Source organism: Pseudonocardia sp. McavD-2-B, from assembly GCF_024124365.1.
In the GTDB taxonomy this organism is placed as follows: Bacteria; Actinomycetota; Actinomycetes; order Mycobacteriales; family Pseudonocardiaceae; genus Pseudonocardia; species Pseudonocardia alni.
This window is the reverse complement of record NZ_JAMXSG010000354.1, coordinates 1-4783: the sequence shown is the minus strand read 5'-3', so window position 1 is coordinate 4783 and position 4783 is coordinate 1. Positions and strand designations below refer to the sequence as shown.

Below are 4783 nucleotides of genomic sequence, written 5' to 3'. Positions count from 1 at the left end.
CGATCTCGTCGCCGCGTCCGGCAACGCGGCACCGCTGGTCGACGCCGTCGAGGTCTCCGGCATCGAGGGGGCCCAGGAGGCCGCCGCCGACGACCACGGCCACGACCACGACGCCGGGGCCACCCCCTCGGCGGCTCAATCCGGGCTCGTCGCAACCGCTCACGCGTCCCGATTGGAGGCCAGCGGATGAACACCCTCGACGGCTTCGTCGCCGGCGACACGGTGACCCTCCGGCTGCGGGTGACCCCGCTCGACGACGAACCGACCGACAGCTCGACCGAGGCGCGCGTCGAGCTGACCGCGCCGTCGGGCAACGCGGTCGCGCTGTCGGCCACACCCGACGCCGACCGCGACGAGTGGGTCGCCATCCTCGGCGACGTCGAGGCCGGCGAGTACGTCGGCCGGTGGATCGTCACCGGCACCGGGGAGGGCACCGAGTCGGTTCGGGTGCTCGTCGCGCCGGCGCCCGGGGCCGACGTCGAGCGCAGCTACGCCACGACCGGCGACCTCGCCCGCTACATGAGGGCGGCACCGCCGGTCGCCGCGCGCCGGCTGCTCGCCCGCGCGACCGAGCGCATCGACGAGCTGCTCGTCGCCGCGGTCTACCCGGTCACCGGGCCCGACGAGCTGCCGGCCGACCCGGAGGTCGCCGACGCGCTGCGCAAGGCGACGTGCGCACAGGCCGCATGGTTCGACGAGTCGGGCGACGAGACCGGCTCCGGCGCTGCCGAGCGCTGGTCGAACGTGCGGATCGGGAACGTGCAGCTCGGCGGAGCCGGCGGGTCCGGCGACGGAGCCTCGGCCGCGGCCGGCCGGTACGCGCCCGACGCGCTGCGCACCCTCCGGCTCGCCGGCCTGTTCAACCCGAGCAACACCGCGCCGCGGATCGCCGGCTCAGGGTACGGCGGTCGGTACCGGTGAAGATCCCCAAGACTCTGCTCCGGCACACGCTGCGGGTCGAGCCGTTCGTCGGTGACTCCGGCCGCGGCCCTGTCTACGGCTCGCCCGTCGACGTGCCGTGTCACCTCATGCCGTCGCGGCGGGTGGTCACCGACACGAACGGCCGGCGGATCAACGACGCCACCACGGCGATATGCCAGCTCGACGCGGCACCGGTCATCACCCCGCAGGCCCGGGTCACCGTCTACGGCCGCGTGGTCGAGGTCGTCGCGATCGACCGCGAGGAGTGGCCGGGCGGCCCGACCCCGAACCACCTCGAAGTGACGTTCCTGTGATCGGAGGTGCCCCGTGGCCGAGCTGCGCATGACGTGGAACGGCGGCCAGGTGAAGGACGCGACCGGGGACGCCGTACTCCGCGGGCTCGCGACCGCCGGCGAGCACCTGCTCTCCGTGAGCCGGATGGAGGTCCCGATCGAAGAGGGCACCCTCGAACGCTCCGGCCGCGCGACGGTCGACCAGGCGAGCTACACGGCCGCGGTCTCCTACGACACCCCGTACGCCGTGCGGCAACACGAGGAGTTGGGCTACCGGCACGACTCCGGCCGCAAGGCGAAGTACCTCGAAGACCCGTTGAACCGCGAGGGACAGGTCATGCTCGCGCTCGTCGCGGCCGAATGCCGGCGGTCGCTGCGGTGACCGCGCCGGAGAACCCGCCGTCGCTGTCGGAGGAGTTCGCCGAGCTGCTCGACGAGCTGGGCGTCGCGACGTACGACCCGGCCGGCGTCGGCGGCAACGTGTTCGTGCTCGGCTTGCCGGCGGACCCCGATCTCGCGGTCCGCGTCGCGACCTATGCCGGCGTCGAGTCGGACTCGAAGCACGGATACGACGAACCGAACGTGCAGGTCTGGGTCCGCGGCCCCCGCGGCAACCCGGTCGCCGCCGAGCGCCTCGCCCAGCGCGTCTACCTCGCATGCCACGGACTCCGCCCGCGCACCCTGCCGGGCGGCACGCCGGTGCTGTCGTGCATCGGCAATCAGGCCGGACCGATCTACGTCGGCCCGGACGAACACGGCCGACACGAGCTGTCGGTGAACTTCCGCGTCGAGCTTCGCCGGCGCGGTCTCCGTAACCGCACCTGACCAGGGGAGCAGTACGCAATGAAGATCAGCGCCCGCGGATGGCAGTTCGAGATCCTCGACCCCTCGGCGGAGACCGAGACGTGGGTCGAGATCGGCGGACTCAACAACTTCGACCTCGACCCCTCGGAGAACAACGAGGACACCGAGACGACCGACTTCCAGTCCCAGGGCGCCTACGAGGGCCGCATGATGCAGCGCGGCGCGTCGCTGGAAGTCGAGGGGCAGCTCCGCAAGGAGGACGACGACCCCGCCCAGAAGGACGCCGGGCAGAAGCTTGTGGACGAGCTGGGCGAGCAGGTCGACGAGGAGTCGGTCGGCCGCATCCGGTTCCGTCACGAGACCGACCCGGAGTGGACGAACTGGCGGTGCTACGTCGAGCAGGGCTCGCGGTCCGGCGGTAACAACGACAAGACCGCGTGGGCCGGCACGTTCACCCGCACCGGCCGGGCGACCGTGACGGACGTCGTCTGATGGCGGAAACGCCCGACGAGCACGACGAGTCGCTCGACGCCGAGCTTGCCCGCATCCAGGCCGAGGCCGAAGTCAAGATGGCCCAGGCCCGCGGCCGGACCAGCGCCGGCGGCACGGCCCGCGCCGAGGACGACGAGCCCGACGAGCCGGCGAAGACCCCGGCGAAGCGCTCGACCAAGCGCGCGAAGGCCGGCAAGGCGACACCCCGCGACGACGAGCCCGACGAGGGCAACCAGTCGTGGGATGAGTTCTGGGCCGCCTACCAGCGCCGCAAGGCCGCCGAGCGCGGCGAGGCCGCGACGACGGTCATCCGCGGGGTCGAGGTCACCGTCCCGCACGATCTCCCGCTCGCGTTCGACGAGCACGTGAACGACGTCGAGGGCTCCGAAGACGAGTCCGACGTCGAGCGCCTGGTCGGCGAGCTGTTCGGCGACGACGTGTTCGGCCAGTGGAAGGCGGCCGGCATGACGTCGGTCGAGTTCCAGATCGTCCTGTTGTGGGGGATGGCGAACGGCAAGGGCAACGCCCTGACCTTCGCCCAGGCCGCCGAGGCGGTCGAGACGGAGGGAAAATCCCTCGCCCCCAATCGGAGCGCGAGAAGGAAATCCGCGAAGGCTGGGCGCTGATCGTCGCGGACTTCCGCCGCGAGTATCGGTTCGGGCCGGCGGATATCGCCGAACTGACGCACCACGAGTTCAGTTGGTATCTCGCCGGCCTGTCCGCCGACGCCGTATTCCGCGAATTCCGCCGACAGCGCCCGAAGGTCGTCGACACCCCGGACGGAATCGCCGCGGTCAAGGCCGCTGCTCGCCGATAGACCAACTCCACATAGAAGGGGGCGCCCGTGAAGATCGGCGAGCTTGTCGCGATGCTCCGCGTCGACCGCTCGAAGTTCGACAGCGACGTCGACGGCGCCGAGTCCAAGTTCCGCGGCCTGGGCGGCAAGCTGAAGACCGCCGGCAAGGCGATCGGGATCGGCGCCGGCGCCGCGGCCGGGACCGCCATCGCGACCGGCATCGCGACGAACCTCGAAATGGGTGCGGCGCAGGCGAAGCTAAAGGCCCAGCTCGGCGCCACCGGGCCCGAGGCCGCCCGCCTCGGCGGGATCGCCGGCCGGCTCTACTCACAGGCCTACGGCGGCAGCCTCGACGAGGTGAACCAGGCCGTCCGGTCGGTCACCCAGACGATCCAGGGCATGGGCGACGCCTCGGAGGCCGAGCTAGAGGGCGTCACCGGCAAGGTGATGAGCCTGTCGACCGCGTTCGACCAGGATCTCGGCCAGACCACACGCGCCGTCGACAAGATGCTCCGGACCGGGCTCGCCGGCTCCGCCGAGGAAGCCCTCGACATTCTCGCGAAGGGCTTCCAGAACGGGAACGACCAGGCCGGCGACCTGCTCGACACGTTCAACGAGTATTCGACGATGTTCCGCGAGCTAGGACTCGACGGACAGACGTCGATGGGGCTCATTTCCCAGGGGCTCGCCGCCGGCGCTCGCGATGCCGACAAGGTCGCCGACGCCATTAAGGAATTCGGCATCCGCGGCCGGGACGGCTCGAAGGCGACCGCCGAGGGGTTCCAGGCGATCGGGCTCAACGCCGACTCGATGGCGAAGCGGATCGCCGCTGGCGGCACCGAGGCGACCGACGCGCTCGGCATGACCCTCGACCACCTGCGGAACATGGAAGACCCGGTAGCCCGCGACGCTGCCGCCGTCCAACTGTTCGGCACCCAGGCCGAAGACCTGGGCGACGCGCTGTACGCACTCGACCCCCAGGCCGCGGTGTCCGCGCTCGGCGACGTCGCCGGCGCGGCCGGCCAGACCGACGAGGCGCTACAGGAGACCGCCGGCAAGACGATGGAGCGGGTCAAGCGGGGGTTTCAGACTCTCTCCGCCCAGCTCGTCACCCTGCCCGGCCCGTTCGGGGTCGCCTCGGCCGCGATCATGACGGCCGGGCCGGCGGCACTGTCGGTCGTCGCGCCGTTGGGCACGATGATCGCCGCGAAGCGCGCCGCCGCAGCGGCCACCGTCGCCGCCGGCGGTCAGATGCGCACGTCGTGGATCAAGACCGCGGCCTCGGCCACCGTGAACGCGGTCAAGAGCGGCGCGGCGTGGGCCCTGGCCGGCGGAGCGCGGGCCGCTGGTGCCGTTGCGAGCACCGCGGCGGCCGGCGCCCAGCTCACGGCCCGGTGGATCGGGATTGCCGCCTCGACGACCGCTCAGGGTGCCCGCGCCGGCGCCGCGTGGCTCGCCACGGCCGGCGCGAACGCGG

General features: G+C 72.1%; 8 protein-coding genes. All 8 read left to right on the top strand.

The window, feature by feature from the left end:
* Positions 1-190, top strand: a 190-nt coding sequence (locus NH602_RS28115) for a hypothetical protein (protein WP_253069379.1), incomplete at its 5' end; no start/stop codon positions are given.
* A complete protein-coding gene (locus tag NH602_RS28110; protein WP_253069378.1) occupies positions 187-921 on the top strand; it encodes a hypothetical protein in 735 nt (244 codons plus the stop codon). The genes NH602_RS28115 and NH602_RS28110, both read left to right, overlap by 4 nt.
* Positions 918-1235, top strand: a complete 318-nt coding sequence (locus tag NH602_RS28105; RefSeq protein WP_253069377.1) for a hypothetical protein — start codon at positions 918-920, stop codon at positions 1233-1235. The genes NH602_RS28110 and NH602_RS28105 overlap by 4 nt, the downstream gene beginning before the upstream one ends.
* A 13-nt stretch (positions 1236-1248) precedes the next feature.
* On the top strand, positions 1249-1596 hold the full coding sequence (locus NH602_RS28100; RefSeq protein ID WP_253069376.1) for a minor capsid protein: 348 nt from the start codon (positions 1249-1251) through the stop codon (positions 1594-1596).
* Positions 1593-2039: a minor capsid protein gene (locus tag NH602_RS28095; protein ID WP_253069375.1), complete on the top strand. Its 447-nt coding sequence runs from the start codon at positions 1593-1595 to the stop codon at positions 2037-2039. Before NH602_RS28100 ends, NH602_RS28095 begins: the two co-directional genes overlap by 4 nt.
* Positions 2040-2057: 18 nt before the next feature.
* On the top strand, positions 2058-2510 hold the full coding sequence (locus tag NH602_RS28090; RefSeq protein ID WP_253069374.1) for a phage tail tube protein: 453 nt from the start codon (positions 2058-2060) through the stop codon (positions 2508-2510).
* Positions 2510-3136, top strand: coding sequence for a hypothetical protein (locus tag NH602_RS28085; RefSeq protein WP_253069373.1), 627 nt, complete (start codon positions 2510-2512; stop codon positions 3134-3136). Before NH602_RS28090 ends, NH602_RS28085 begins: the two co-directional genes overlap by 1 nt.
* Before the next feature lie 218 nt (positions 3137-3354).
* A partial coding sequence (locus tag NH602_RS28080; RefSeq protein WP_253069372.1) for a phage tail tape measure protein occupies positions 3355-4783 on the top strand: 1429 nt, incomplete at its 3' end.

Coding starts and splice junctions, on each gene's coding strand:
- NH602_RS28110 (WP_253069378.1), top strand. CDS start 187: ATGAACACCCTCGACGGCTTCGTCGCCGGCGACACGGTGACCCTCCGG.
- NH602_RS28090 (WP_253069374.1), top strand. CDS start 2,058: ATGAAGATCAGCGCCCGCGGATGGCAGTTCGAGATCCTCGACCCCTCG.
- NH602_RS28085 (WP_253069373.1), top strand. CDS start 2,510: ATGGCGGAAACGCCCGACGAGCACGACGAGTCGCTCGACGCCGAGCTT.